General features: G+C 66.7%; 24 protein-coding genes and 2 pseudogenes. 16 read left to right on the top strand and 10 right to left on the bottom strand.

Annotated elements, in window-relative coordinates; translation table 11 throughout:
* Positions 1 to 110 precede the first annotated feature (110 nt).
* Positions 111 to 430: pseudogene (locus tag B9D87_RS27370) on the bottom strand (hypothetical protein).
* A 164-nt stretch (positions 431 to 594) separates the two neighbouring features.
* Here B9D87_RS27370 and B9D87_RS06740 point away from each other — a divergent pair.
* The 5 genes from B9D87_RS06740 (at position 595) to B9D87_RS06720 (ending at position 5,883) form a co-directional block, all read left to right on the top strand.
* Positions 595 to 1,290: a DUF899 domain-containing protein gene (locus B9D87_RS06740; protein ID WP_007771066.1), complete on the top strand. Its 696-nt coding sequence runs from the start codon at positions 595 to 597 to the stop codon at positions 1,288 to 1,290.
* The gene (locus B9D87_RS06735) at positions 1,287 to 1,760 is read left to right on the top strand and encodes an SRPBCC family protein (protein ID WP_007771067.1); all 474 of its coding nucleotides are present in this window, start codon (positions 1,287 to 1,289) and stop codon (positions 1,758 to 1,760) included. The genes B9D87_RS06740 and B9D87_RS06735 overlap by 4 nt, the downstream gene beginning before the upstream one ends.
* Before the next feature lie 64 nt (positions 1,761 to 1,824).
* Positions 1,825 to 3,129 carry a cytochrome P450 gene (locus tag B9D87_RS06730; protein WP_007771068.1) on the top strand — a complete coding sequence of 435 codons (1,305 nt, stop codon included), beginning with the start codon at positions 1,825 to 1,827 and terminating at the stop codon, positions 3,127 to 3,129.
* Between the two features lie 130 nt (positions 3,130 to 3,259).
* Positions 3,260 to 4,720 carry a biotin carboxylase gene (locus B9D87_RS06725; protein WP_007771069.1) on the top strand — a complete coding sequence of 487 codons (1,461 nt, stop codon included), beginning with the start codon at positions 3,260 to 3,262 and terminating at the stop codon, positions 4,718 to 4,720.
* Positions 4,717 to 5,883 (top strand): serine hydrolase domain-containing protein, encoded by a 1,167-nt coding sequence (locus B9D87_RS06720; protein ID WP_007771071.1) that lies wholly within the window; start codon positions 4,717 to 4,719, stop codon positions 5,881 to 5,883. The genes B9D87_RS06725 and B9D87_RS06720 overlap by 4 nt, the downstream gene beginning before the upstream one ends.
* A 113-nt stretch (positions 5,884 to 5,996) precedes the next feature.
* Here B9D87_RS06720 and B9D87_RS06715 read toward each other — a convergent pair whose 3' ends face one another.
* Positions 5,997 to 6,626 carry a TetR/AcrR family transcriptional regulator gene (locus tag B9D87_RS06715; protein WP_040629825.1) on the bottom strand — a complete coding sequence of 210 codons (630 nt, stop codon included), beginning with the start codon at positions 6,624 to 6,626 and terminating at the stop codon, positions 5,997 to 5,999.
* Positions 6,627 to 6,680: 54 nt separating this feature from the next.
* On the opposite strand from B9D87_RS06715, the gene B9D87_RS06710 reads away from it, so the two are divergent.
* The 4 genes from B9D87_RS06710 to B9D87_RS06695 all read left to right on the top strand — a co-directional run bounded on the left by B9D87_RS06710 (position 6,681) and on the right by B9D87_RS06695 (position 10,669).
* Complete coding sequence (locus B9D87_RS06710) at positions 6,681 to 8,108, top strand: ABC1 kinase family protein (RefSeq protein WP_007771074.1); 1,428 nt, start codon at positions 6,681 to 6,683, stop codon at positions 8,106 to 8,108.
* Positions 8,095 to 9,300 carry a cytochrome P450 gene (locus tag B9D87_RS06705; protein ID WP_007771075.1) on the top strand — a complete coding sequence of 402 codons (1,206 nt, stop codon included), beginning with the start codon at positions 8,095 to 8,097 and terminating at the stop codon, positions 9,298 to 9,300. The genes B9D87_RS06710 and B9D87_RS06705 overlap by 14 nt, the downstream gene beginning before the upstream one ends.
* Positions 9,301 to 9,303: 3 nt before the next feature.
* The gene (locus B9D87_RS06700) at positions 9,304 to 10,215 is read left to right on the top strand and encodes an NAD-dependent epimerase/dehydratase family protein (protein WP_007771076.1); all 912 of its coding nucleotides are present in this window, start codon (positions 9,304 to 9,306) and stop codon (positions 10,213 to 10,215) included.
* A 100-nt stretch (positions 10,216 to 10,315) separates the two neighbouring features.
* Positions 10,316 to 10,669 carry a DUF732 domain-containing protein gene (locus B9D87_RS06695; protein WP_007771077.1) on the top strand — a complete coding sequence of 118 codons (354 nt, stop codon included), beginning with the start codon at positions 10,316 to 10,318 and terminating at the stop codon, positions 10,667 to 10,669.
* A gap of 22 nt (positions 10,670 to 10,691) precedes the next feature.
* On the opposite strand, the gene B9D87_RS06690 is transcribed toward B9D87_RS06695, so the two are convergent.
* Positions 10,692 to 11,279: a TIGR03086 family metal-binding protein gene (locus tag B9D87_RS06690; protein ID WP_238553421.1), complete on the bottom strand. Its 588-nt coding sequence runs from the start codon at positions 11,277 to 11,279 to the stop codon at positions 10,692 to 10,694.
* 96 nt (positions 11,280 to 11,375) lie between these two features.
* On the opposite strand from B9D87_RS06690, the gene B9D87_RS06685 reads away from it, so the two are divergent.
* Both B9D87_RS06685 and B9D87_RS06680 read left to right on the top strand, forming a co-directional pair.
* Complete coding sequence (locus B9D87_RS06685) at positions 11,376 to 11,810, top strand: MarR family winged helix-turn-helix transcriptional regulator (RefSeq protein ID WP_007771079.1); 435 nt, start codon at positions 11,376 to 11,378, stop codon at positions 11,808 to 11,810.
* Positions 11,811 to 11,891: 81 nt separating this feature from the next.
* On the top strand, positions 11,892 to 12,434 hold the full coding sequence (locus B9D87_RS06680; RefSeq protein ID WP_415623565.1) for an FKBP-type peptidyl-prolyl cis-trans isomerase: 543 nt from the start codon (positions 11,892 to 11,894) through the stop codon (positions 12,432 to 12,434).
* Between the two features lie 30 nt (positions 12,435 to 12,464).
* Here B9D87_RS06680 and B9D87_RS06675 read toward each other — a convergent pair whose 3' ends face one another.
* Positions 12,465 to 12,617, bottom strand: a complete 153-nt coding sequence (locus B9D87_RS06675) for a limonene-1,2-epoxide hydrolase family protein (protein WP_007771082.1) — start codon at positions 12,615 to 12,617, stop codon at positions 12,465 to 12,467.
* A gap of 14 nt (positions 12,618 to 12,631) precedes the next feature.
* Positions 12,632 to 14,917 (bottom strand): SpoIIE family protein phosphatase, encoded by a 2,286-nt coding sequence (locus B9D87_RS06670; protein ID WP_007771085.1) that lies wholly within the window; start codon positions 14,915 to 14,917, stop codon positions 12,632 to 12,634.
* A 123-nt stretch (positions 14,918 to 15,040) separates the two neighbouring features.
* Here B9D87_RS06670 and B9D87_RS06665 point away from each other — a divergent pair.
* Positions 15,041 to 15,693: pseudogene (locus B9D87_RS06665) on the top strand (biliverdin-producing heme oxygenase).
* A 29-nt stretch (positions 15,694 to 15,722) separates the two neighbouring features.
* Here the strand turns inward: B9D87_RS06665 and B9D87_RS06660 are convergent.
* Positions 15,723 to 16,484 carry an SDR family NAD(P)-dependent oxidoreductase gene (locus tag B9D87_RS06660; RefSeq protein WP_007771087.1) on the bottom strand — a complete coding sequence of 254 codons (762 nt, stop codon included), beginning with the start codon at positions 16,482 to 16,484 and terminating at the stop codon, positions 15,723 to 15,725.
* Entirely contained in the window at positions 16,485 to 16,964 is a 480-nt protein-coding gene (locus B9D87_RS06655; protein ID WP_007771088.1) for a lipocalin-like domain-containing protein, read from the bottom strand.
* 279 nt (positions 16,965 to 17,243) lie between these two features.
* Here B9D87_RS06655 and B9D87_RS06650 point away from each other — a divergent pair, with 279 nt between their 5' ends.
* Together B9D87_RS06650 and B9D87_RS06645 are read left to right on the top strand one after the other, a co-directional pair.
* Positions 17,244 to 17,927: a GAP family protein gene (locus B9D87_RS06650; protein ID WP_007771089.1), complete on the top strand. Its 684-nt coding sequence runs from the start codon at positions 17,244 to 17,246 to the stop codon at positions 17,925 to 17,927.
* A gap of 52 nt (positions 17,928 to 17,979) precedes the next feature.
* The gene (locus B9D87_RS06645; RefSeq protein ID WP_080598538.1) at positions 17,980 to 18,816 is read left to right on the top strand and encodes a class I SAM-dependent methyltransferase; all 837 of its coding nucleotides are present in this window, start codon (positions 17,980 to 17,982) and stop codon (positions 18,814 to 18,816) included.
* On the opposite strand, the gene B9D87_RS06640 is transcribed toward B9D87_RS06645, so the two are convergent.
* Both B9D87_RS06640 and B9D87_RS06635 read right to left on the bottom strand, forming a co-directional pair.
* On the bottom strand, positions 18,750 to 19,985 hold the full coding sequence (locus tag B9D87_RS06640; RefSeq protein ID WP_007771091.1) for an osmoprotectant NAGGN system M42 family peptidase: 1,236 nt from the start codon (positions 19,983 to 19,985) through the stop codon (positions 18,750 to 18,752). The two genes, B9D87_RS06645 and B9D87_RS06640, sit on opposite strands and share 67 nt — an antisense overlap.
* A 105-nt stretch (positions 19,986 to 20,090) precedes the next feature.
* A complete protein-coding gene (locus B9D87_RS06635) occupies positions 20,091 to 20,972 on the bottom strand; it encodes an HpcH/HpaI aldolase/citrate lyase family protein (RefSeq protein ID WP_007771093.1) in 882 nt (293 codons plus the stop codon).
* 185 nt (positions 20,973 to 21,157) lie between these two features.
* Here B9D87_RS06635 and B9D87_RS06630 point away from each other — a divergent pair, with 185 nt between their 5' ends.
* Positions 21,158 to 22,081: a class I SAM-dependent methyltransferase gene (locus tag B9D87_RS06630; RefSeq protein ID WP_007771095.1), complete on the top strand. Its 924-nt coding sequence runs from the start codon at positions 21,158 to 21,160 to the stop codon at positions 22,079 to 22,081.
* A 24-nt stretch (positions 22,082 to 22,105) separates the two neighbouring features.
* On the opposite strand, the gene zwf is transcribed toward B9D87_RS06630, so the two are convergent.
* Entirely contained in the window at positions 22,106 to 23,605 is a 1,500-nt protein-coding gene (zwf, locus tag B9D87_RS06625) for a glucose-6-phosphate dehydrogenase (protein WP_007771096.1), read from the bottom strand.
* 132 nt (positions 23,606 to 23,737) lie between these two features.
* On the opposite strand from zwf, the gene B9D87_RS06620 reads away from it, so the two are divergent.
* The gene (locus B9D87_RS06620; RefSeq protein ID WP_040629827.1) at positions 23,738 to 23,920 is read left to right on the top strand and encodes a hypothetical protein; all 183 of its coding nucleotides are present in this window, start codon (positions 23,738 to 23,740) and stop codon (positions 23,918 to 23,920) included.
* The last annotated feature ends 1 nt before the right edge of the window (position 23,921 follow it).

Genomic DNA, 23,921 nt, shown 5'->3' with positions numbered 1-23,921 from the left:
CACCGGGGGCGACGCGGAAGCCGTGGTGCGGATTCCCCTTCATGTGTTCGGGAACCCCGTGATCCACGGTTGACGACCCGGGGGCGAAAGCGCCGCTATGCCACCGCGTATCAGCCGGCCGGCGGCACCGCGGGCGGACGGCATTCGTTGGCGCCCGGATCCCACCACCAGCCGTTGTCGCACGCGAGTGGTTGCGGCCCGACACCGAGGGCCGGCACACGTTCGCCGTCGGATCCCACCACTGGCCCGGGTCGCAGGCCAAGGGTTGCGGCCCCACTCCGAGCGGTCGGCAGACCTTGCCGGTCGGGTCCCACCACTCGCCGTCCGCGCAGTCGGCCTTACTCACCGCCGGCGTCATGATCGTCACCGCCGCCATGGACGCGAACGCCAACATGACGATGACTACACAATGGCGAATAAACGTCCTCATCGCGGGCCTCCCATCGTTCTTTCAATATCGAACCCAGCACCGGGCACGGGGGTCAAGAGCATTTTGCGCAATCGAGTGGTGAAGGCCGCGCCTTCACCGATGAATTTCGCACCGTGCGCCGGTCAGACCTTCCAGACGGACGAATCGAGAGCAAAGGTGGACACATGACCACGAAATACACGGCGTTGCCCCCGGTCGTCGATCAGCACACCTGGCGCGCCGCGCTCGACGAATTGCGGAAACGCGAGAAAGCCGCGACCCGTGAACTGGATGCGATCGCCGCCCAGCGTCGGCGGCTGCCAATGGTCGAACTGGCCGACTACACCCTGATCGGTGCCGACGGTCCAATCCGGCTGACCGACATCTTCGACGGCCGTTCGCAGTTGATCGTCTACCACCACATGTGGTCGGACGGCGCGCAGTGGCAATGCGGCGGATGCACGGGCTTCACATCGCAATTCACCCGGCTGGAGTTCCTCGACAACTACGACGCCCGGTTCGTCATCGTCACCAACGGACCGATCGAGGAAGCGCTCGCCTACAAGCACCGGGTGGGCAATCGGATGGACTGGTATTCGTCATCGCAGAGCACGTTCGGCGCCGACATGGACGCGCCGCCGGGCGGTGGTTTCGGGGTCAACGTGTTCTTACGCGACGGCGACACGGTGTATCGCACGTGGCATACCAACGGGCGAGGCACCGAGCAGCTCAGTCACTCCTTCGGGCTGATCGACATCCTGCCGTGGGGTCGCCAGGAGGAATGGCTCGATTCGCCCGAGGGCTGGCCCGCGCGGCCCACCTACTCGGGGTGGCTCGACTCCCCCGCTATCGCGGCCGCATACGGACCGGACCGATCATGAGCGCCGCCGAACGATACGTCGTCACAAGGACCATCGCCGCCACCGCGGCCGAGGTTTTCGCCGTCCTCGCCGACCCGTCCCGCCATCGGAACACCGAGCCCACCGACTGGGTCCGCGACGCGGTGGACACCGCGCCGATCACGGGCGCGGGCCAGATGTTCGCGATGAACATGTACCTCACGCAGGCGGGCGGCGACTACGTCACGCACAACCTGGTGAATGTGTTCGAGCGCGACCGCGCCATCGGGTGGCTACCGGGCATCCTCGACGATTCGGGTAACCACACTCCCGGCGGTTGGTTCTGGCGTTACGACCTCGCCCCAAACGGTGATCGCACGGACGTCACCCTCACCTATGACTGGAGCGGGACGCCGCAGGCATTCCGGGACCGCGTCGGACAGATGCCGATTTTCGGCGAGGATTACCTCGGCGCGTCGCTGGCCACCCTTGAGCGATCGGTCGCGAGCTAAGCGGCCGGGCGACCGGCGGTGTGCACCCCTATCCATATGGCTTGGCAGAGCGAACAATGCGGGAATGGACCTCAAAACCCGGTTGCATTGGTTCTTCGGCTACGGGCTGGCTCGCGCGACGCTGAAGGTGCTCGCTCGACGGCGAGATCCCTTCGCGGAGTTGGTGATCGATAACAACCGGCCCGACAACGCGCTTCGCCTCATCGAGCAGCTCCGCGCGCGGGGGCGTATGTCGCCGGTGATCGCCGGCTGGGTCACCGCCGACGCGCAGCTCGTGCGTGAGATGTTGCGTGACGACAGGTTTCGTACCGCCAAACCCCACGACCGGTCGCCCTTTCGGATCGCTCAGTGGGCGTTGGCGAAAACGAATCCCGGTGTGCTGAACGGTCTGGAGCCGCCGTCTTTGCTGGTCATCGACCCACCCGAGCATGAACGCCTCCGGCGCCTGGTGTCGCGGGCGTTCACTCCGCGGGCGATCGACCGGCTGCGCCACCGCATCCAGGAGATCGCCAACGCCGTGGTCGACGATCTCGACGGCCACGCGGGTTGCGACCTGATCGCCGACTACGCCTCGCGGATCCCCATCGAGGTCATCGCCGAGCTGCTGGGCATCCCCCGCGAAGAAATTCCCTATCTGCACACGTTGGCCGAACCGGGCGCCAAGCTGCTCACCACCACGGTGCCGTCGTGGGCGGATTTCCAGACGGCGCTGACGGCGTTGCGCGAGTTCGAACGCTACATAGACGCGCACATCGAACGGCTCCGCCGCAGTGGCGGCGACACCAGCATCTTGTCTGCGGTCCTGGAAGAAACCGAGCTGACCCGCCTCGAAGTCAGGATGTTCGCTGGCCTGCTGCTCGGTGCCGGGTTCATCACCACCACCCACGCATTCGGTAACGCCGTGGTGACGCTCGTCGATCACCCCGACCAGTTGGCCCGCCTTCGGGCGAATCCCGACGGCTGGCCCAACGCGATCGAAGAGACGCTGCGCTACAACTGCGTCGCCCAATTCGGCGCCCGGGTGGCCAGCCAAACGGTGCAGATCGACGGTCACACCGTGCTGGAAGGCTCGACCGTCTTCCTCAGCATCGCCGGAGCCAACCGCGATCCAGCCGTCTTCGAGCGCCCCGACGAATTCGACGCCACCCGCGTCAACGCGCGGGATCACATCGGGTTCGGCACGGGTGTTCACGCCTGCCTGGGCGCGCCGCTCGCCCGCATGGAGCTGAACGTCGGTCTGCAGGCGCTCTTCGAGCGCTTTCCCGACCTCACGCTCGCGGGCGCGCCGATCCCCAACGACAGCACCCTGCTGCACGGCATCAAGTACCTCCCCGTCCACCTCGGACCCGCCAGGGTTGGCGCCGGCTGAGATCCGCAATCGTCGGCCGGTGTTCAGGCATTCGATCCTTCGACACACGCACGGCTAGGGCGCACACTTGTCGAATGGAGGTATGTCATGTCATCGCCGCTGCCCTGACCGCACCACCGCTGGGCACGTGATGGGACAAGAGCCGCGCCGGACGCTGAACGGGCTTTCGGACATACGCGCGTTCTTTCACACCAACAAGGTGCCGCTGTACTTCATCTCTCCCACCCCGTTCAACCTGCTCGGCGTAGACCGCTGGATACGAAACTTCTTCTACCTGACCTACTTTGACTCTTTCGAGGGCACGCACTCGCGCGTGTTCGTGCCCCGACGGCGCGACCGCCGCGATTTCGAGTCGATGGACGAGGTGTGCAGCCACCTGCTATCCGATCCCGAGACGCTCGAGTTCATCGCGGGCAAAGGCCCCGGCGGCAAGTGCTGCTTTGTGATGATGAACGAGGAAATCCAGGCGCTCGCGCGGTCGGCAGGTCTCGAGGTCATGCATCCGCCGATCGAGTTGCGCCAGCGCCTGGGCTCCAAGATCGTCATGACGCGCCTGGCCGACGAGGCGGGAGTGCCCAGTGTGCCCAACACAATCGGGCGGGCCGTCTCCTACGACGAATTGCGGGCGCTCGCCGACGGCGCTGGCTTGGGAGACGACCTTGTCATCTCGATCGCGTACGGCAACGCCGGCAGCGGGACGTTCTTTGTGCACGGTCAGCGCGACTGGGACGAGCATGCCGGCGACCTGGTCGGGCAGGACCTCAAGGTGATGAAGCGGATCCGCAACGTGGAGGTGTGCCTCGAGGGGGCCGTGACGCGCCACGGCACGGTCGTCGGGCCCGCCATGACGAGCCTGGTCGGTTATTCGGAACTCACGCCGAGCCGGGGCAGCTGGTGTGGCAACGACATCTGGCACGAGGTGCTGCCGCCGGCCCAGACGCATGCCGCGCGAGAAATGGTGACCAAGCTCGGCGACGTCATGCGCCACGAGGGTTACCTCGGCTACTTCGAAGTGGACCTTCTGCATGACCTCGACGCCGACGAGCTCTACCTCGGCGAGGTGAATCCGCGGCTGAGTGGCGCGAGCCCGATGACGAACCTCACCGCCGAGGCCTACGCCGACATGCCGCTGTTCCTCTTTCACCTGCTCGAGTACATGGGTGTGGAGTACGAGCTCGATATCGATGAGATCAACACCCGCTGGGAGCGCGGTTATGGCGAGGACGAGGTCTGGGGCCAGGTGATACTGACCGAGACCTCGCCGGATATCGAGATGTTCACCGCGACGCCCCGCACCGGCGTGTGGCGCATCGACGACGATGGCCGGGTCTCCTTTTCGCGGACCGCCAACGACTGGGCCACGCTGCTCGACGGCTCCGAGGCCTTTTACATGCGGGTCGCGGCGCCAGGCGACTTACGTTCGGAGGGCGCCCAACTCGGCGTGCTCGTCACCCGCTCACACCTGCAGACGGACGATTATCGGCTCAGCGAGCGCTGCCAGCGCTGGGTCAAGGGGATGAAGGCGAAGTTCGTCTCGACGCCCCTGACGCCCGCCGCGCCGATCGTCTCCCGGCTCGTCGCACGCGCGTGAAAGGCGCCCCGGCTGGCATCTCACTGGACAACTGGCTCGCGGCGCCCTACGCGCAGTGGTCTTTCCAGCACGTCGAAGACTTCGTGCCGACTGCGACGATCTCGCGCGGGACCCGACCGGTCGCGGCGTTGCCCGCGGCCACCTCTGCGCTCTCGGAGATCCCGGTGACCAGCAATGGCGGGGTGACCACCACCGTGGGGGGCGTGATGGCCACCACCGGCACCGACGGGTGGGCCGTCTGTCACCGCGGGTCGATGGTGGCCGAGGAATACCTCGGTGATCTGGGGGCGCGGACGCGGCACCTACTGTTCTCCGTGAGCAAGTCGCTGGTGGCGGCGGTCGCCGGTGCGCTGCACGGTGCCGGCGTGCTTTCGCTCGACGCTCCGGTGTCGAAATATGTTCCAGCACTTGCAGATTGCGGTTACGCGGGCGCAACGGTGCGCCAGCTGCTGGACATGAGGTCGGGCATCGGCTTCTCGGAGAACTATCAAGACCCGGCCGCCGAAATACACCTCCTCGACCAGGCAATGGGCTGGGCGCCCAGGAACAGTCCCGACGCCCCCGCCACGTTGCAGGAGTTCCTGTTGACCTTGCGGCAGAAGTCGCCTCATGGCGGCCCGTTCGAATACCGTTCCTGCGAAACCGATGTGCTGGGCTGGATCTGCGAGGTCGCCGGCGGCCTGCGCATGCCCGCGTTGATGTCGGAACTGCTGTGGAGTCGCATCGGCGCCGAATGCGACGCAACCATCGGCGTGGACGCCGAAGGCACAGGGTTTTTCGACGGCGGCATCAGTGGCTGCCTTACCGACATGATCCGATTCGGTTCGCTCTTTGTGCGCGACGGGGTTTCGCTGACCGGCCAACAAGCGGTGCCGGCCGCGTGGATCGCCGACACCCTCGATGGCGGCGCCGACTCGCGACAGGCGTTCGCCGCCAGCCCCGACGACAACGAGATGCCCGGCGGGATGTACCGCAACCAGATGTGGTTTCCGTATCCGGGCAACGACGTCGTGTTGTGCCAGGGCATGTGCGGTCAGATGATCTACGTCAACCGTCGCGCGGGGCTGGTCGCCGCGAAGGTGTCCACCCAATTGGACTCGCACGAACCGCACATGCTCGACACGTTGCTCGCATTCGACGCAGTAGCACGCGAATTGGATTGACCGGCCGGGTCTGGTTCACGCCGCGAATCCCTACACACCTTTTAGAAGAGCGTGCCGGTCACCGGGATTCGGATCCCGCGCCAACCAACCTATTGCGAACGGGCCCACCCGAGTCACTGCGGCCTGGCGGGCTGTTCGATTCGACCTGCCAACATCGCCGTCCAGTCGCTGACGAATTCGTCATCGGGTGTGTCGACTTGGGGACTATGGAAGACGATGCGGGTAGCGCGTTTTCCGAGCAGAGCATTGATGGCGACGACGGCGATCCTCTTGGCTTCAGTGTCGTTGACCGTTGGCGCGCAACCCTTTATCCAGTCGGCGAGTTCGCTGTAGAGCCCGTCGACGAGGGCGGCGTAGGCGTGGTTCAGGCGAGGCGACTGATCGGCGGGGGTTCGGGCTGCGACTTGGAGGAATTCGCTTTCCCGATCGAGAACGCTCATCAGGTACCGGCACAATAGCGACAGTTCGGTGCGCAGGTCGCCTTGCCCGGCGAATACGGCGCTGATGTCATGCATCGCGCGGCGTCGGTCGAGCTGGCGATCGATACCCGCGGCCAGCAGCGCATCTTTGGACTTGAAGTGGTTGTAGAGCGCGCCGCAGCCGGGCACCAGGCCGGCGGCCTTCTCAATTTGATTGATGCTGGTCGCGCGGTAGCCCTGCTGGCTGAAAAGCCGCATGGCCTCGCGGACCAGGCGCTCTTTTGTCGAGGTTTCCACCCTTGACCATCCTATAAGTGAGTACATATATTCTGTAGTAGGTCACTATAGCAAGGTGGCCGACGCGAGGGGAGGCCCCAGATGGCGGAGAACGATCGGGCGGTGCCCCACGGCCGGATGCGCCGCACGATGCCGATGGCCGGCTTCACGGCCCGCGCCGCCGGCGGGCGCATGCTCGCCTCGTTGCGAGAAAAGGCCGGTGACGCCGGCGCGATGCAGCGGTTTCATGAACGCACCGCCGAGCGTTACGTCGAGTTGCTCGGCCACTCCAAGGGTGTCTTGATGAAGGCCGGGCAGTTGGTGTCGATGGTCGACGCAGCCGCGCTCGGTGCCGGGGAGCTGTCCCCGTATCAGCAGGCGCTGACGCGGTTGCAGGCCGATGCGCCACCGATGGACTCGGCGCTGGCGCTGGAAGTCTTGGAAGCCGAGCTCGGCGGACCCGCCGACGTGGTCTTTGCCGATTTCAAGCCGGAGCCGATGGCGGCAGCCTCAATCGGCCAGGTGCATCGCGCCGTCCTGCATGACGGGCGCCAGGTCGCCGTCAAGATCCAGTATCCCGGTGTGGCGCAGGCTATTCGGGACGACCTGTCCAACACCGAACTGCTGGCGACGGTGTTCCGGTTCACCGCGGGGGCCGCCGGAGCTTTTGGCGTCGCGATGCCGGAGATCGAGGAGGTCACCGATGAGATCTCTTCGCGCATTTTCGAGGAGCTCGATTATCGGCAAGAGGCCGCCAATATCACCGCATTCAGTGAGTTGTACCGCGGGCATCCGTTCATCCTGGTCCCGGAGGTGGTCCCCGAGGCGTCGACCGATCAGGTGCTGACCATGACCTATCTGGACGGATTGGACTGGGCTGCAGCGCAACACGCCGACCAGGAGCTGAAAAATACGTGGGCCGAGGTGATCGCGCGGTTTGTCACCGGCTCCTACCGGCACGCCAACCTGTTCCACGCCGATCCGCACCCCGGCAACTATCGCTTCGGTGAGGACGGAACGGTCGGATTCGTCGATTTCGGCTGCGTCAAGGTTCTGAGTGAGCACCAACGCCGCCAGATCGTCGACATGCTGCGAGCCGCCCTCGAGGGGCGCAAGGACGACCTGCGCGAACTGATGAGCGAAAGCGGGTTCCTGTCAACCGGGTGCACTCTCACCGCAGACGAGGCCTATCAGTGGTACGAGGGAATCATCTTCGAACTGCTGGCGCCGCAACCGGTCACCTACACCGAGCAGGCGTCCCAACGTGCCATCCATTTCCTGCTCGACGTGCGTTCCGCGGATCACCCCATGCGCAGGATGTCGGTGCCTGCCGACTTCGTGTTCTTCTCCCGGCTCAATTTCTCGATGAACGCCGTCTTTTCCGGGCTCAGGGCCACCATTCATGCCCGGGCCATGGTCGAAGACATGGACGGCCTGGCGCCTGCGATCACCGACCTTGGCCGCCAACACATTGCGTGGGTCCGCGAGCGCGGCCTGCCGTTCGGGACGGACTGCCATGACGACCGCTGACGTTACGAGTGCCCGTCTGCCCTGGGACGCGGCCAACCCGTACGAGTTCTATGAGGCGCGGCGCGACGAAGGCGACGTCGTCTGGGACGACACCGCCCAAGCGTGGCTAGCCCTAAGCTACGACGCGGTCCGGGAAGTGCTGGCGGGAACCGGATGGACCAGCGACCCGCTGGCCAACCCGCTGGCGCGGGCCGCCATCGATCTCGTCAGCCAGGACTTCGTCAAGAAGTCCATGCTTTTCGCCGACGGTCCCGATCATCAACGGCTGCGTGCGTCCGTTCGCGACGTATTCACCCGATCATTCGTCACCAACCTCAGCGCCGGCGTCGAAGCGCTCGCCGCGGCTCTCGTCGACGAGCAGCCGGTAGGCACCCCGTTCGACTTCATGGCAGAGGTCGCGCTGCCGTTACCGGTCGCGGTGATCGGCGAATGGCTCAACCTCGAGCCGGGCAGCGCGCAGCTGCTGCGTGAGCTGTCGCCGGTGATCATCCGCATGCTGGGCACACTGGCCGACCCTCAGGAAGTCGCCGCCGGCGCGGCCGCATCGGTCGCACTGACGGCCGAATTCCTCCCCCTCGCCGCGGACCGGCGAGCCCACCCCCAAGACGACTTGCTCAGCTTCATCGCCGCTGACTCAGAGTTGTTACTGGAAGAGGTCGTCATGACGGCGATACTCATCGCCGTCGCGGGCCACGAGACGACTGCCAATATGCTTGGCGCCGGACTCGTTACGATGCTCACGCCCGCCGACGAAGGGAGTCGGATCGTCGACCGCATCGATCCCGCCGATAGCGGTTTGGTGACCGAACTGCTCAGACTCAACGGTCCCGTACAGTCCACCGCACGCACCGCCACCGCCGACCACGTGATCGCCGGTGTCGAAATCCAATCCGGGCAAAGCGTTCTGGCGGTGATCGCGGCCGCCAACCGCGATCCCATGGTCTTCGACGAGCCCGGCCGGTTTCGGCTCGACCGTGACGCGCCGGCACCGTTGTCGTTCGGGTATGGGGCGCATTACTGCCTGGGCGCAGCCCTGGCACAACTCGAACTGAGCACCGCGATACCGAAAATTCTTGCCCGCAAACCCGTCTTGGCCGGCCCGGTGCAATGGCGTGACACCCCTGCCGTCCGCGGACCGCTGAACGTACCCATCGTGTTCACGGCACCTGAGCCCGGCCAAGAAGGACGGTAGCCCGTGCGCGTATTCGTGACTGGTGGAACCGGAGCGGTCGGCGGGTACGCGGTGCCCGCGTTGATCGCTGCGGGGCACCTGGTCTCGGCCCTGGCGCGCACCGATGACAAGGCGAGGGTTCTTCGTGAGCAAGGCGCCACCCCGGTGGCGGTGTCGCTGTTCGACCGCTGGAGCCTCAGCACCGCGTTCGCCGGTCACGACATCGTGGTGAATCTTGCCTCGGCGCTGCCGTCACCGCAGCGGTTCGTGCTCAAGTCGGCCTGGGCGGAGTGCCAGCGCGTCCGCACCGAGGGGTCGGCCACCGTGGTCGATGCCGCGCTTGACGCCGGCGTTTCCCGGGTGGTGCAGGAGTCGGTCGCGATGATCTACCGCGATGGAGCCGACCGGTGGCTCGACGAGGATTGGCCGACCGACCACTACCCCATCGCCGCCGGCAACCATGCGGCCGAGGCCAACGCCCGCCGATTCGGCGAAACTGGCTGCACCGCAGTCGTCTTGCGGTTCGGCATCTTCTACGGCCATGGTGCCGCGCACAGCGAACAGATCATGGCCATGGCGCGCCGCCACATCGGCTTCCGGGCCGGTGACCCGCGTGGCTATGTGTCCTCAATCCACCTGGCCGATGCCGCAACCGCGGTCGTCGCCGCGCTCGATTGTGCCGGCGGTGTCTACAACGTCGTCGATGACGCCCCTGTTAACGGCCGTGACAACGCTTTGGCAATGGCCGATGCCGTCGGCGCGAAACCCTGGATCCATACGCCCGGACGGCTCGCGCTGTTGCTCGGAGACCGCACCACCTCGATGACGCGATCACTGCGCGTCAGTAACGCTCGCTTCCGCTCGGCCACCACCTGGAAGCCTCGATTCCCCAGCGTGCGAGAGGGCTACCGAGCCATGGCGAAGGCGCGGAACTGAGTCGTTCCCGATGGCTGCCATTCGGCGTTTCGCTATTCTTCATATTCGCGCAGCCTTGGACCGGCACGCTTCTGACTCCAGGGAGAAAGAAGAAATCAAAATGTCCTCACCTCGAAAGCGGGTCATCATCGCTGTCCCCGTCCTGGTTGCCGCTGCTTTGTTGAGCAGCGCGGGCATCGCGGCCGCGACCCCCCAGGACGACGCGTACCTCGCGCAATTGCACGCCGTCGGCCTCACCTGGCCGCCGAAGACGGACGAGGCGCTGATCGCCGAGGCGCACGATGTGTGTTACGACCTGACGTGGGGTTGGACGCCGCAGCAGATCGCCGACGACCTACACGCCCGCCTGGACACCAAGGGCGTCACGTTGCTCGACGTCGGAAGCCTGGTCAACGCCGCGCATTCGATCTATTGCCCCGGCAACGTGTGTGACGCCCCCAGTCTTTGCACCTGAGGCCGCACGCCGCCGGAGGAGGTCACGCCGGTCGTTTGTCGGGTGAACTCCATGCCGGCGAGCGACCGAGATGACGCAATAGGCGGTCGAAGCCAGTGCCGTCCGGCACTTGGTCGAGCGCCGGCCCAAATGGGGCGGAAGCGCCGGTGCGGTAGTTTCCGCCCGGAACTTGCAATCCGAGCACCAGCGCCGCGTCGATCACGTTGTCGGACAATTTGAATGGGACGTGAACTGCGCGGGCCACATCCCAACCGTGCACGACGTAGTCGACGAAGTGAAACCCGATCGCCTGCTCGAAGGGAAACCCAGCACCCTTGCCGAAGTCGGGTAGTTCGAAGGACACGGCAAGCGTCTCGTCCTTGGCGATTGCCGTGAGCAACTCGCAAGCGGCGGCCGCATAACTGCCTGCGGGGTCGGCCGCTACCGCGTCGATCACCGCAGACGTCTCCCACACCGCGGGATCGGCGCCGGCGCCGTGAGCGGCCGCGGCGAACCCTCGATGCTGCGCGGTCATATGTGCCAGCAGTCCAAGCAGAGTCCAGTCGCTGCATGGGGTTGGGCGCTCGAGGTCGCTGGTGCTGACCCTCTGAACAATGTCGATGGTGGCCATCACGGCCTCGCGGTGGTGTGTTCGCAGAGTCTCTATCGTATGCGTAGTCATATCGTAAACATACGCACATAATCCTGTTTCCTCTACTATCGCGCCATGACCAAAGGGCAGTCCCGGCCTGATCTTGCGGCGATGCTCGGACCGTTGGTGCGCGAGCTCGTGGCTGCCGAGTTGCCGATTCTTGAGCGCCACGGGCTATCGATGTGGGGTTACACCGTGCTGACCGAACTGGACAACTCACCTGTGCGCACACAAGCCGCCCTGGCCGCGGCTATCGGCGCGGACAAGACCCGCATCATCGCCGTCCTCGACGATCTGCAGCAGCTCGGGTTAATTGACCGCCGCCCCGATCCTGACGACCGTCGGGTCCGGCTGCTTGAGCTCTCCGAGCGCGGAAGGACAGTCAAAAGACAGGCGCAGCAAGCGATTCAGCGTGGCGAAGAGCGTTGGCTATGCCAGCTGACTCCGTCGGACCGCAAGTCGCTGTTGCGCATCCTTCAACAAATCACGCCTCGCCCAACTGATGATTGACCTCACCGGGCGATTGGTGGTGCCCCGCGACTCTCGAGAAGCAATGTGGCCTGTAGCGTGACCGCCGTGAAGACCTCCCGGATGTACTCCTCGGTCGCGCTCGCGGCTTCTGTCGCGGCGACCGTCATGGCGGTCGGCGGTGCCGGCACGGCCGCCGCGGCCGGTTCATGCCCCACCGCCGCGCCGCAGAACGGCGGGACGCCCGACTGGACGCTGAGCGGCACCACCGGCAGCGTCGCGGTCACCGGTTCCACGGATACGACCGCTCCGGTGGTGAACGTGACCGCACCGTTCAGCGTGAGCCAGACCCAGGTGCACACGCTGCATGCCGGCGATGGTCCGGTGGTGTCCAACACCGCCAGGGTCTCGGTCTGCTACATGGGCGTCAACGGGCGTGACGGGTCAGTGTTCGACAGCAGCTACCAGCGGGGCGCCCCGGTCGATTTCCCGCTGACCGGTGTCGTGCCCGGCTTCCAGAAGGCCATCGCAGGGCAGAAGGTCGGGTCGACGGTCGCCGTCGCGATGGTCCCCGCCGACGGCTACCCCCAGGGCCAGCCCAGCGCCGGGATCCAGCCCGGCGACTCGCTGGTGTTCGCGATCAAGATCCTCAACGCCACGGGTTAGCAAGGCCCACGAAATACCTTGTGCCGTAGGTCAATCGCCCAACGGCGCGAACATGAGCGCGGGATCGATCCCGAGCTGTTGGGCGACGTGAGTGGTGTCCCAATACTCACGCCAGTGCGTGATCGCGTCGTCGCGCACCTCGAAGAGCGCCGTGACGTGGAACGTGACCGCGGCGCCGTTCATGGCCTAGCGGGAGTTCAGGGACGGCGCAGCGTGATGATGGTGACGTCGTCGTCGGTGTGGCCCGATGCCATCGCCGTCCAGATTCCGGTCGCCGTGGCATCGCCGGCCCGGCCGAGGTTTTCGGCCAGCAGGTCCAGACCGTCGTCGATCGATTCACCGCGGCGTTCCACGAGGCCGTCGGAGAACAGGACCACGCCGTGCCCGCGCTCGACGGTGAAGGTACTGGGTGCGTACGTCACGCCTTTGATGCCGATGGGTGGCGAGAGCTTGATCGGTGCCGGCACCGCCGGCGCCGAGGAGTTCGTCAGGTAGGGCATCAAGTGGCCGGCAGAGGCCGCCTCCACCCGCCCCGAGTCGAGATCGACCCGCGCCGCGATGACGGTGGCGAACGCGCCGCGCAGCATGTGCAGGCAGAAGTCGTTGAGCTGCGCCAGCGCCTCGGCCGGTGCGGCGCCGGCGAACAATTGGGCGCGCAGGGCGTTGCGGAGCGCGGCCATGGTGCCGGCCGCGGCGATGCCGTGCCCGGCGACGTCGCCGATCAGCACGATCAGCCGGCCGTCGCGCAGCTCGAACGCGTCGTACCAGTCGCCACCGACGTTGTCCCCCGACGCCGGCTCGTAATGCGCCGACAGTTCCCAGCTTTCGAGCACCGGAATCGACTCGGGCAGCAGGCTGCGCTGCAGCGCCTCTGCCACGCGCAGCGCCCCGCGCGTGCGGCGGTACAGCGACTCGACCAGGTAACGCCGCAACGAGGCGGCGGATTCGGTCTCGCTCAGCGACCACGGCTCGCCGCGTTGGTGGACGATCTCGCGCCACCGGTCGAACGATTTGCGCGGGCTGAGCCGAAGCTGGTCGTCCTCGCTGACTGCGATCGCCTTGTTGTACGGGTCGCCGCCCCAGTCGACCGAGCGCAGCACCTCTCGCCGGAACCAGATGGCGTGTTGGCCGTCAGGCAGGTTGAGCGCCAGCGCCCCGGCGGCCACCTGGGGATCGAGGCCGAGCTCGGGCAGCGCGCGGGACAGGCATTCGCTGCTGGCGATGTCGTCGTCCACGTCGCGCGCCCAGGCGGCGACGGCCGAGACGATGTCCGGCGGTGGAACCGCGCCACGCGTCCGTCGATCGCCCCCGATATCGACGACCACTCCGTCGGCGGGCACCAGGTCGAGCAGGTCGGGCGCGCCGAGCAGCGCCTGCGACAGCGGTTCGCCATCGTCCAGCGTGGCGGCCGTGAGCTTGGCCAGGATGGCTTGCGCGGCCAACCGCTTGTGCAGTTGCTCGTCCTCGAACCGGTCGACGAGTCGCAGCGACAGGGTGGAGCCGAGGAACTCGGCGGCGGCCCGGGTGCCGAACGGCGGCAGGTGCGGACCGGCGTAATGGTGGCAGGCGATCAGCCCCCACAGCCGTCCCTGCCGCAGCAGCGAGATCGACATCGAGGCGTGCACGCCCATGTTCTGCAGATATTCAATATGGATGGGCGACACGCTGCGCAACGTGGCATACGTCAGATCCAGCGGGGTATCGGTCGCGGGGTCGACGCTGGGCACCAGCGGTGCCGGCGTGTAGTCGACGTCGGAGATCAGCCGAATCCAGTTCTTCTCGTACAGCGCGCGCGCCTGCGCCGGGATGTCGGTCGACGGGTAATGCAGGCCGAGGAAGGAGTTGAGGTCGTCGCGCTTGGACTCTGCGACAACCTCGCCGTTGTATTCCTCGTCGTAGCGGTACACCATGACGCGGTCGAAGCCGGTCAGATCGCGGACGGCGCGCGCGGCGGTGGCGTACAGCTCGGTCAGCGTGGACGCCCGGTTCAACTCCTCGACCGCGCCGCGGACCGCCTGATACGTGTTAGGGAAGGAGAACGGCCGCTTGCCGTAGGCGATCTCGAGCTCCACCAGCACCACGCCCCCGGGCTCGCGGTGCAGGATGGCGTCGAAGGCGCGCGGCTCGCCGCCGACCTCGATGGTGCACTCGAGCGGGTTGTTCTGACGGAGGCTGCCGAAGGTTACCGCGGCCTGCTCGATGCGGGCGGCTTGCTCGGAACCGATCAACTCCGACAGATGCCGGCCCAAGACCGCGTCGACGGGACGTCCGAGCAGGTCGGCGACGTTGGCGCTGACCTGACGCACCTCGAACGCGGGCTCACGCACCACCGCGAGCACACCACGCGGCTGGATGCTGCCGGGGATGTGGATGGGCTCACGCGCGCAGTTGTCCAGGTCGATCGGGGTGCCGACCGGCACGAGATCGTCGCTCGGCTGATCCACGGGTGCCGAGGGCCGGGTGAACCGCTCGTCGTCGGTCACGCGAGCGGCTTTATCGGAATGATCAGGGGTAGCAGCCAGACCTCCACGCTATCAATGTGTGTCGCCATTCATCCGACGCGGTGATCCGCCCCGCCGCGATCACCAATGTAATCTGAGCAGGTCATGTGCTCGATCGCCGTCCCAGCAAGCCGCCGCCTTTCGGTCGCGATGAAGGAGGGCTCCGCGGCCGAACACGATGCCGCCGAGCAGAGCCCGTTCATGTCCGAGCTGCTCGCCGGACGGATCGGCGCGGCGGGCTATTCCGACTATCTGCTCCGATTGCGCGTGGTGTACGCCGCCCTCGAGGACGCGGTGCGAGCCCGCAGCGACGACGCGATGGTGGCCGCCGTGTATGACCCCGCACTGGAGCGCCTGACGGCTATCGACGGCGACCTCGAACACTGGCTGCCCCCGGCGCCGCGCGCGACGTCGACTCCCCCGCGGCGACGGCCTACGCGGAGCGGCTCGGCGCCCTCACCTGGGGAGGTGCGCTGGTGGCCCACCACTACACGCGCTACCTCGGCGATCTCTCCGGCGGCCGGGGCATCGGCAAGATCCTGGATCGCACGTTCGATCTCGGCGGCGCCGGCCTTGCCTTCTACGACTTTCCGGTGCGGCCCAAACCCTACAAAGACGCCTACCGCACTCGCCTCGATGCCCTTGCCGCCGACGCCGGCGACATCGATCGCATCGTTGGCGAGGTGAAAATCGCCTTCGGCCTGAACCAGGCCATCTTCGACGAATTGGCCGACAGCATCGCGGAACCTCAGCGCTGACGCGCGCCCGTGGGCGCCGGGCGAACCCGTCAGACCTGGTTGAATCCGCCGTCGGCGGTGACCGTGGATCCGGTGCTGAAGCTGGACAGATCGCTGGCCAAAAACACTGCGGCATTGGCGATCTCGGCCGGATCGGCGAATCGGCCCAGCGGGATCGTAGCGATGCGTTCGGCGCGGAACTCTTCGATCGACGCGTCGGGATCGGTCTGCGCGGCCAACGCGTTGCTTCCCGGTGTGGCCGTCGATCCCGCCACGATCACGTTGACCCGGATGTTGCGGTCGGCGAGTTCGTTGGCCCACGCTCGCGCCAGCGACCGGACGGCCGCCTTGGTGGCGGCGTAGATGCTGAGCCCGGCGCGTCCCCGGTCGGCGGTGGTGGAGCCGGTCAGGATGACCGAGGCGCCGTCGTTGAGCAGCGGCAGCGCCTTCTGCACGGTATAGACGACGCCCTTGACGTTGGTGGTCAGCAGGGAGTCGAGATCGTCGTCGGTGATCTCGCCCAGCCGCGCCACCCTCGTCGAACCGGCGTTCGCCATCACGATGTCGAGACCGTTGCCGGCCGCCGCGACCTCGGCGTAGAGCCGGTCCAGGTCCTCCGGTATTCCGACGTCACCGCGCACCGCGGTGGCACGCGGACCCAATGTGGTTGCCGCACTGTCGAGTTCGGCCTGGCGCCGGCCCGTGATGAAGACCCTTTCGGCGCCCTCGTCAAGGAACCGTTGCGCGGTGGCCAGTCCGATTCCGGAGTTGGCCCCGGTGATGACGGCGGTCTTGTTGTCCAGCAGTCCCATTCAGTTCTCCTGAGATCGCGCTGATTTCGCGCGCTGCCAGATCAGGCGTCCGTTGCGGAGCTTGCCCTTGATGAGCACGGGCTCGGCGGGCCCGAGCTGCAGGCGGTCGTCGCCGACCTGCGCTGCGCGGTACTGCGTTCCACCGATCCAGTTGGGTAGCAGGCTGACGTCGACGTGGTGCGCGATCACGCCGTCGTCGAGAACGCTGTACGGGCCCGCGTAGGCCAGGTATCCCCTGGCCGCCGCGGCCAATTCGTCGCCGGTGGCGAGTTGCAGGTCGCCGCGGGCGATCGGCGGCCGGTCCGCGCGCATGAGCTGGGCGGACATGTAGCCGTCGGCGGTGTACAGAATGATTCCGCGGGCGTCGGTGCCCAGCGGATAACGCACGTTCGAGCCGTCCACATCGGAGGTCTCGTAGGACTCCAACGTCCAGGCCCCGACGAGGTACTCCCGCAGATCCTGCGTGGTGGGTGTGGTCATGGCTGGCCCCTTCGTGATGTGTTGTCACCGCTCGGCTCCGTCGAGCACGGATCCGAGTGCGCCCGCCGTCGACGGATCGATAATGCCGCGCGGCACCCGCCTCAACGCGATCGCCCCCGCATCAGCTGTGAGAACCGTGACAGCCGGCGACTCGCCCGTCACGTTCGCAGTCGAACTAAAGTCTGCAGCATGCTCGCCGCTTCGGTCCTGTCGCCGTGGTCAGTGCGCCGCCCGCCGCGGGCGGCCGGTGAGTCCGGACGTTAGGCCCGGTACAGACGCGTGGCGGCCCTGGCGTTGGCGCTTGCCGGACTGGCGTTTCTCGACTCGCTCAATGTGCTCAACGTGGGAGTGGTCTCGGCCGTCATCTTCGACAGCCGGCTGGGGCGCCGATCGCCGATTCCGGGTGCCTTGAGCTACATCGCGGGCGTGTTCGCGGTGACGACCGCCTTCGGCGTCTGCACCGTGCTGGGCATCGGCTTCATCACCGAGGTGCTCGACTTCCACCTGACACCGGCCATCCGCTTCCGGGGCGAACTGTTGCTGGGTATCGTCCTGATCGGCTTGGCCTACTTCCCGCTGACGGCACAATCCTCGGCGCCGGGTTGGGCGCTGGCGGCGATGCGGCAACGGCCGTGGCTGCTCGGATTTCTGGGGCTGGCGGTGGGCGGTGGCCAGGCCCCGACCGCCGTGCCGTACCTCACCGGCTTGGCGATGCTCGCCGCGCTGCACCCGCGGCCACCGCTCTGGCCGCTGATCATCATCGCCTACTGGGCCATCGCCCTGTCGCCGCCGCTGCTGATCCTCGGCCTCTCGACGAGAAAAACCATGCGCGCCAAGCGCATTCAGCGCGCGATCGTGCGCGCTCTCACCCGCTACGGGCCGATGTCGGTGCGGCTGTTGTTCCTGGTTTTCGGCACCGGCCTGATCGCCGATGCGCTCGTCAATCACAGCGCACTGTGGTGACGCGCCACCACTTCTCATCTGTTGCACAGCGAGCCGGATTACCTTGTCGCGTGTGACTGATCGTCAAGAACGCGCGATGTCCTTCGGTTCGATCGCCGAGGACTACGACGGGCTGCGGCCGCATCCACCGCAGCAGGCGGTGGACTGGCTGTTGCCACCGGGGTGTGAGGTCGCCGTCGACGTCGGTGCGGGCACCGGGTTGTTCACCCGCACGCTCGTCGGGCGGGCGGCCCATGTCGTCGCCGTCGAGCCCGATGCGCGGATGCGTGCGGTGCTGGCCGAGCGGTCGCCCGGGGTGCGCGCCGTGGCGGGCACCGGCGAGGCGATCCCTCTCCCCGACGATTCCGCGGACGCGGTGTTCGTGTCGTCGGCGTGGCACTGGATGGATCCCGAACGGGCGGTGCCGGAGATCGGCCGGGTGCTGCGCGACGGCGGGCGGTTCGGGCTGATCTGGACCAGTCGAGACCGCGACGTCGACTGGGTCCGCGACCTCGAGGTGCTGCCCAAGGACGACTCGTCCGAATTGGATGCGCCCGACCGGTTCCGCCGGCGCCACGAAAACGTCGTGCTCCCCGATCCGCAGATCTTCCACAACGTCGCGCGGGAAACCTTCGGGTTCGTGCGGACCATGAAGATCGACGACGTCGTCGCGATGCTTGCCACCTACAGCCGGGTGATCATCGCCTCGCCGGATGACCGCGCGCAGCGGCTCGCCAACGCCCGAGCCGTCCTGGCCGAACGTTTTCCCGGCGCCGATTCGATCGACATCCCGATGCAGTCCCGGTGCTGGCGCGCCGACCGGATCGCCCGCGGCCAGCGGCCTCAGGCCTGCGGGCCCTCCGATGGTGGCCAGACCGTCCCGGGCGACGCGTCGCCGGGACTTTCGTAATCGCCGCGGGACAGCGGCACCCACCGCTCGCTGGGTGCGGGCTGCTTCGACGAGGGAAAGTCGCGCAGACTGCCCGTCGGCTTGGCGTCCCATTTGGCGAACGTCAACGGTGTCTGCAGCCAGCAGTGCAGGAGGTTGTAGGCGGCCTCCAGCGAGTCAATGTGCGTGCGTTCCCAGCCATGACTGCCGTCGAGCCCGAAGCCGACCAGCGCCGCACGGGTGTTGGCCCCGGCCTCGATGGCCGCGGCCGCATCGGAGCGGTAGTAGCGAAAAATGTCGCGGGCGAACGGAATTCCCTGCTCCTGTGCGAGCCGGCAGAGCTTCCGGGTCAGGTGATAGTCGAACGGGCCGTGCATGTCGGCCATCGGGATCGTCACACCGTCCTCGAGGGAATGCTGGCCGGGCGCGCACACCGCGTTGTCCACCGATACCAACTCGGCGACGTCCGCGGGCAGGCCGTGACTGGCCCCGTGGCCGACCTCCTCGGTGATGGTGACCATGATCGTGGTGCGGTGCGGCAGCACCACTTTGTTCTCGGAGAAGTTCTTGGCCAGGGCGAGCGCGATCGCCACGCCCGCCTTCCCGTCCAGATGACGGGAGACGATGAAACCGTCGGCGGTGAGCTCGGGGCTGGTGATCAAGGCCACGAAATCGCCGACCTGCAGGCCCAGCCGAACCAGGTCCTCCCGCGTTGAGACCCTGCGGTCGATGCGAACCTCGACGTGCTCCCAGTCCGTGGGCTGGGTGTCGATCTCGTCGCCGAACGCGTGCCCACTGGCCTTCAGCGGCATGACCGTGCCGGTGATGAACTCGTCGGGGTCGTCGATGAAGATGCGCACCCGGGCGCCCGCGGCGAACCGCGCCGAAAAGGTGCCGACGGGAACGATTTCGAGGCGGCCGTTGTCCTTGAGGTCGCGGACCATGCAGCCGATGGTGTCGGAGTGGACCACCAGCGCCCGGTCGGTGGTCGCGGACTCACCGGCCAGTTCGGCCGTCAGCGCGCCGCGCCGGGTCAGGGTGAACGGCACCCCGAAGTCGTCGAAAATGTCGCCGATGACCTGCATCACCGCGTCCGTGCGTCCCGACGGGCTCGGGGTCTGCAGCAGCGCGAGCAGCGTGTCGATCATCCACGCGCGGTCGGCCTCGGCCATGGCCGCGGTCTGGCCCACGTCATCTCCTCTCGAGTCGTCGCGAACGCGTTCAACCTACCGTGTGTCCGGCACCGGACGCCCGCTGCGGGCCGTCGTCGCGGGCCCGCGATCTGTCCACCGCCCCTAGGAGGCGGATTCCATCGTCGAGATCAAATCCGCCAGGGTCAGGATTCGCTGGGCGTCGCGGACGTGCAGGCTCTCGATCATGCGGCCATCGACCGTGATCACGCTGGTGCCGGCCGCCTGCGCCTGCTCGTAGGCCGAGACGATCTTGCGGGCGTCCTCCAGTTCCTTGTGTGACGGACCGAACAGCTCGTTGGCGGGGGCGATCTGCGACGGGTGGATCAGGGTCTTGCCGTCGAATCCCATTTCGCGGCCCTGCTGGGCCTCGGCCCGGAACGCGGCCTCGTCGGTGATGTCGTTGAACACGCCATCCAAGATCACCTTGCCGGCCGCCCTCGCTCCCAACAAGGCCAGGCCCAGGGCCGGTACCGCGGGCGCGCGGCCGGGGACGTGCAGGCCGTGCAGCTCGTTGACCAGGTCGTTGGTGCCCACCACCAACCCGGCCAGGCGATCGCTGGCCGACGCGACCTCTTCGGCCCGCAGAAAGGCCCGGGGCGTTTCGATCATCACCCACAGCTGCAACGATTTCGGCGCTCCCAAGTCGTCGAGCGCCTCGGCGAGCGCTTGAACCTGTTGGCCCGTCTCGACTTTCGGCACCAGCACGCCGTCGGCCGTCGATTCGGCCACGGCGGCCAGGTCGTCGGAGTGCCATTCGGTGTCCAACCCGTTGATCCGCACCACGACCTCACGGGGCCGGTAGCTCTCCGACGAAATCGCGTCGCACACCGTCGTCCTCGCATCGGCTTTCGCGTCCGGTCCGACCGCATCCTCGAGGTCGAATATCAGCACGTCCGCCGGCAGCGACTTGCCCTTCTCCAGGGCGCGAGGCTTGTTGCCCGGCAGGTACAGGGCGGATCGCCGGGGGCGCAGGGTCGGTGCCATGAAGTGATTCGCTTTCGCGGTCGTCGTGCGGCGGGACCGGAGTCAGATGCCCGCGCGACGGGTGCGTGGTGCGCGCGGCATAGCCAGAAAGTACCCTTCGGTACCGGTGGTGCAGTCGCCGGTGGTGAGCGGCCCCGAGGGCGAATTGGCCGCCGCGGCGGGTAGATCTCGGAAGGGGAAAGCGAATGTCATCATCCGGCTCGGCGCGTACCGAGGGCGACAGCTGGGACCTGGCCTCCAGCGTGGGGGCGACCGCGACGATGGTCGCGGCCTCCCGAGCGCTGGCGTCGCGCGACCCGGACCCGCTACTGGATGACCGGTTCGCCGAGCCGTTGGTGCGGGCGGTCGGGCATCCCTTCTTCACCCGCATGCTGGATGGTCAGATCCCGCTCGACACCGACGACATGCCGATGACGCTGCAGCAGCGGCGCGAGCAGATGGCGGCGCGGACGAGGTTTTTCGACGATTTCTTCGGCGCCGCCTCCGCGGCCGGAATCCGGCAGGCTGTCATCTTGGCCGCCGGACTGGATGCACGGGCCTATCGGTTGCCGTGGCCGTCGGGCACCGTGGTGTTCGAGGTCGACCAGCCTGAAGTGATCGCCTTCAAGACCGCCACGCTCGCCCAGATCGGTGCGGAACCGACCGCCGAGCGCCGGACCGTCGCCATCGATCTCCGCGATGATTGGCCAACCGCACTGCACGGCAGCGGCTTTGACACCGGCTCCCGCACCGCGTGGATCGCCGAGGGCCTGCTGCCGTACCTACCGCCCGATGCCCAGGACCGGCTGTTGGACAACATCACCGCGCTCAGCGCGCCGGGCAGCCGGCTGGCCACCGAGAACATCACCGACATGGCGGTTTTCACCGACGAACGGGCCCGGGCGATGCGCAGCACCTGGCGGCGACATGGACTGGACATCGATGTCGCCGAGCTGATTTGGCTCGGGGAGCGCCGCCCCGCCGCTGAGCATCTGGGCGCCACCGGCTGGAACGTCACCCGCCACCCCACCGAACAGGTTTACGCCGATTACGGATTTGCGCTGCCGGACAACGAGATCCTCAAGGAATTCCGTCACGCAATCAGTTATCTCAGTGCCGAATTGCGCTGAGCCCCAGGAACTTCAGCGCCGACGCTATGGCCTGGCCTCGCGCCACCCTCGTTCGAACGGCAGGCGCCACGCGTTCGGTGCGATCAATTGGTGAATCGCGTTGGGGCCCCACGTGCCGGGCTGATACAGCTTGGCCGGCGGCGGATCGGTGAGCAGGTCTTCCGAACGCTCCCACAATGATTCGATGCCTTCCGCGGTGTTGAACAGCGTGTGGTCGCCCCGCATCGCGTCGAGGATCAATCGTTCGTAGGCCTCCAGCACGTCCACGACGGTGTCGATCTCCTGCGAGGAGAACTGCATGGACAGCTTGTCCAGCTTCATGCCGGGCCCGGGCCGCTTGCCGTAGAAGGACAGCGAGACCTTCGAGTTGTCGGCGAGGTCGAAGGTGAGGTGATCGGGACCCTGGGTGCCCACCCCGGACCCGGGCGGGAACATGGTTCGCGGGGCCTCTTTGAACGCGATCGAGATGATGCGGATCCCCTCGGCCATCTTCTTGCCGGTGCGCAGGTAGATGGGCACCCCGGCCCATCGCCAGTTGTCGATGCCGACCTTGAGCGCGATGAACGTCTCGGTGTCGGAATCCTGTGCCACCCCGTCTTCTTCGCGGTAGCCGTTGTATTGACCACGGACCACGTTCGACGGCTTGACCGGCAGCATCGACCGGAACACCTTGTTCTTTTCCTCGCTGATAGCGAACGGTTCCAGCGCCGTCGGCGGTTCCATCACCACGAACGCCATCACCTGGAACAGGTGGGTGACCACCATGTCCTTATAGGCGCCGGTCTCTTCGTAGAAGTTCGCCCGCTGGTCCAGGCCCAGGGCCTCGGGGATGTCGATCTGAATGTGGTCGATGAAGTTGCGGTTCCAGATCGGCTCGAAGAGCCCGTTGGCAAAACGGAAGGCCAGGATGTTCTGCGCGGCTTCCTTGCCCAGGAAGTGGTCGATGCGGAAAATCTGTGATTCCTCGAAGGTTTCGTGCACGAAGTCGTTCAACGCCACCGCGCTGGCCAGGTCGGTGCCGAACGGCTTCTCCATCACCACCCGTGAGCGCTCGACCAGCTTGGCGTCGCTCAGCATGGTGATGACGGCGCGCGCCGCCTTGGGCGGCACCGACAGGTAATGCAGTCGCCGGACGTTGGGCCCCAGGTTGTCCTCGGCCTGCGCCACCGCCTCGGCCAGCGCCTCGGGGCCGGCGCCCTGGGGGACGTAGGTGACGATGTTGGCGAAGTTCGACCACTGTTCGGGCGTGAGTTTGTGCGTGCCGAAGGAATCGACCGACTTTTTGGCGAGATCGCGGAATTCGTCTTGACTCAGGTCTTCCAGCGACGTGGCGACGATCTGGATATCGGGCGCCAACTCGGACTGGTCCAGGTACGCCAGGCCGGGGATCAGCTTTCGTTTCGCCAGATCGCCCGTCGCCCCGAAAAGGACGATGACGTGCGGGTCGAGCGGATCGGCATGGTGGCGACGCGGACGGGCGTCGGCAGCGGGGTAGGCGATGGTCTGAGGTTTCTCGGTAGCCACTCTTGCGATACTTCCATCGCCACGGCGCTGTGTCTCGTTCGTTTGGCGGCCCCTTGATCTGGTTAACGAACGCGCAATCGGGTATGGGTTAGCGGCGGGTTCCCGGCGCCGGGGCCCGTCCCCCCAACGCCCATGGAAAGCGATATGACCAAACCCGACAAAGACCCGCTGAGCCGCGCTCAGGAGCTGGAAAACATCGTCGATCAGCTCGAGGAGAAGGTTACCGAGGAGAGCGAAGCCGAAGGCGTTCCCGGCAACCGCAGCGATCGGGAACAAGCCGCTGTCCGCGGCACCACCAGCGAGCCGCCGGACTAGC

This window comes from Mycobacterium colombiense CECT 3035, from assembly GCF_002105755.1.
Lineage (GTDB): Bacteria > Actinomycetota > Actinomycetes > Mycobacteriales > Mycobacteriaceae > Mycobacterium > Mycobacterium colombiense.
Note: the sequence above shows the minus strand (reverse complement) of the source record. Positions and strands in the feature narration are given on the sequence as shown.

Coding starts and splice junctions, on each gene's coding strand:
- B9D87_RS06735 (WP_007771067.1), top strand. CDS start 1,287: ATGAGCGCCGCCGAACGATACGTCGTCACAAGGACCATCGCCGCCACC.
- B9D87_RS06655 (WP_007771088.1), bottom strand. CDS start 16,964: ATGACCACACCCACCACGCAGGATCTGCGGGAGTACCTCGTCGGGGCC.
- B9D87_RS06620 (WP_040629827.1), top strand. CDS start 23,738: ATGGAAAGCGATATGACCAAACCCGACAAAGACCCGCTGAGCCGCGCT.
- B9D87_RS06705 (WP_007771075.1), top strand. CDS start 8,095: ATGACGACCGCTGACGTTACGAGTGCCCGTCTGCCCTGGGACGCGGCC.
- B9D87_RS06630 (WP_007771095.1), top strand. CDS start 21,158: ATGTCATCATCCGGCTCGGCGCGTACCGAGGGCGACAGCTGGGACCTG.
- B9D87_RS06635 (WP_007771093.1), bottom strand. CDS start 20,972: ATGGCACCGACCCTGCGCCCCCGGCGATCCGCCCTGTACCTGCCGGGC.
- B9D87_RS06740 (WP_007771066.1), top strand. CDS start 595: ATGACCACGAAATACACGGCGTTGCCCCCGGTCGTCGATCAGCACACC.
- B9D87_RS06715 (WP_040629825.1), bottom strand. CDS start 6,626: ATGTACTCACTTATAGGATGGTCAAGGGTGGAAACCTCGACAAAAGAG.
- B9D87_RS06680 (WP_415623565.1), top strand. CDS start 11,892: ATGTACTCCTCGGTCGCGCTCGCGGCTTCTGTCGCGGCGACCGTCATG.
- B9D87_RS06685 (WP_007771079.1), top strand. CDS start 11,376: ATGACCAAAGGGCAGTCCCGGCCTGATCTTGCGGCGATGCTCGGACCG.
- B9D87_RS06660 (WP_007771087.1), bottom strand. CDS start 16,484: ATGGGACTGCTGGACAACAAGACCGCCGTCATCACCGGGGCCAACTCC.
- B9D87_RS06695 (WP_007771077.1), top strand. CDS start 10,316: ATGTCCTCACCTCGAAAGCGGGTCATCATCGCTGTCCCCGTCCTGGTT.
- B9D87_RS06725 (WP_007771069.1), top strand. CDS start 3,260: ATGGGACAAGAGCCGCGCCGGACGCTGAACGGGCTTTCGGACATACGC.
- B9D87_RS06710 (WP_007771074.1), top strand. CDS start 6,681: ATGGCGGAGAACGATCGGGCGGTGCCCCACGGCCGGATGCGCCGCACG.
- B9D87_RS06690 (WP_238553421.1), bottom strand. CDS start 11,279: ATGGCCACCATCGACATTGTTCAGAGGGTCAGCACCAGCGACCTCGAG.
- B9D87_RS06730 (WP_007771068.1), top strand. CDS start 1,825: ATGGACCTCAAAACCCGGTTGCATTGGTTCTTCGGCTACGGGCTGGCT.
- B9D87_RS06675 (WP_007771082.1), bottom strand. CDS start 12,617: ATGAACGGCGCCGCGGTCACGTTCCACGTCACGGCGCTCTTCGAGGTG.